This is a genomic window from Oenococcus oeni DSM 20252 = AWRIB129 (genome assembly GCF_000372485.1).
Taxonomy (GTDB): domain Bacteria; phylum Bacillota; class Bacilli; order Lactobacillales; family Lactobacillaceae; genus Oenococcus; species Oenococcus oeni.
In genome coordinates this window covers 1-1,965 of sequence record NZ_AQVA01000028.1, presented here as the reverse complement: position 1 = coordinate 1,965, position 1,965 = coordinate 1, and the positions used below count along the sequence as shown (strand labels likewise).

The following is a 1,965-nucleotide window of genomic DNA, read 5'->3' as shown; positions in this document are numbered from 1 at the left end:
ATGAATTAACAGCTCTTTATTGGGCTTGGAAGAATTCCGATGCCGACATAATCGGCCTTGTCCACTATCGAAGATATTTTTCGCTTAACCACAAAAAAGGTCTTAATAATGTTTTGAACAGCAAGCAATTGGATGATCTTTTTAAAAACAATCAAATTGTCCTGCCGAAAAAACGTAATTACTATATTCAGACGAATTATTCGCATTATGTTCATGCTCATCATGCGGAGGCAATTAATAAAGCTCGAGAATTGATGAGTCCAACTTATCAGACCAGTTACGACAAAATAATGAAGAGAACCGACCAGCACTTGTTTAATATGCTGATAATGACACGCCAACAACTTGATGAATATGCAGATTGGATGTTTGACATTTTATTCAAACTGGAAAAAGAAATCGACACGAGTACTTACGATCAATATGAAAAAAGAGTTTTTGGTTTCGTGGGCGAGCGTTTACTGGACATATTTTTGGACGCTAATAATAAAAAATATGTTGAGGTTCCCTTTGTTTTCGAAGAGAAACAAAACTGGTTTAAAAAAGGCGGCAATTTTTTGATAAGAATGATCGCCGGAGGAAAAGATGACAAATAAATACAATACAAAAAAATATGATTATTTAATTGTTGGAGCAGGTCCCTTTGGTTCGATTTTTGCTTATGAAGCGGCTAAATTCGGCAAAAGATCTTTAATTGTTGAAAAACGCCCACATATCGGCGGGAATATGTACACACATACAGAAAATGGAATTACCGTGCATGATTATGGCGCTCATATTTTTCATACAGATAACAAGAAAGTTTGGAATTTTGTTAATAAATTTGCTGATTTCAATAATTATCAAAACCAGGTTATCGCTAATTATCAAGGCGAACTCTATAATCTTCCTTTCAATATGAATACTTTTTATGAGATGTGGGGAGCTAAGACTCCGGCCGAAGCCAAAGCAAAGATTGAAGAACAAAAAAAGGAAGCTGGGATAAGCGGACAACCACGCAATCTGGAAGAGCAGGCGATTTCTTTAATTGGAACCGATATCTACAGAAAACTGATTAAAGGTTATACGGAAAAGCAATGGGGCAGAAAAGCAACAGAATTACCGGCCTTCATTATTAAGCGTTTGCCGGTCCGATTTATTTTTGACAATAATTATTTCAATCATCGCTATCAGGGTATTCCAATTGGCGGTTATACCCAGCTTTTTGACAAATGGTTGAGTTCGGACTTAATTGATGTGAAAACAAACGCCGATTTTTTTGAACACAAAGATGATTACATTAAAGAATTTCCTCGAATTGTCTATACGGGGATGATCGATCGATTCTTTGATTATCGTTTTGGCGAACTGGAGTACCGAAGCCTCAAATTTGAGTCAGAAACACTTGATACAGACAATTATCAAGGTAATTCGGTTATAAACTACACTGATGCAAAAACACCTTATACGAGAGTTATGGAATGGCGTCATTTTGACGGCTTGGCTGACAAAGGGAAGACGATCATTACTCGCGAATACCCTCAAAATTGGGATCGCAGCAAAGAAGCTTATTATCCGGTTAACAATGAAAAGAACACCGAAATATATAAAAAATATGCCAAACTTGCTCGACAACATAAAGATCAATTTATTTTCGGCGGCCGGCTTGGCCTGTATCGATACTTCGATATGGATCAAGTAATCAATGCAACTTTCAATACTGTCAGGCAGGAGTTCCATTTGCCGGCCGAGTTCAGTTTCGATAAAAATTAATAACGTTTATAAAAGCCTATTTTTATTTTTCAAAAAACTAGGCTTTTATTTTTATTAATTATATTTTAATTAACATATTGTATAATGCCTCACGATATTTAAAAATTTATTTGGAAAATTGGGTCTAGAATTTTTGGTGTTGGAAAGTATTTCCATTCCAAAAGTACTAGGCCCTTTTTGATAACAAAAAAAGGCATCTAAGCCTCCCTAGTG

At 35.7% G+C, this 1,965-nt stretch carries 2 protein-coding genes; both read left to right on the top strand.

The features are described from left to right. The coding region (locus A3G9_RS0109275; protein ID WP_018025320.1) for a DUF4422 domain-containing protein at positions 1–596 on the top strand (596 nt) is incomplete at its 5' end. Next, positions 586–1,752 (top strand): UDP-galactopyranose mutase, encoded by a 1,167-nt coding sequence (glf, locus tag A3G9_RS0109270; protein ID WP_002821444.1) that lies wholly within the window; start codon positions 586–588, stop codon positions 1,750–1,752. The genes A3G9_RS0109275 and glf, both read left to right, overlap by 11 nt. Positions 1,753–1,965: the final 213 nt, after the last annotated feature.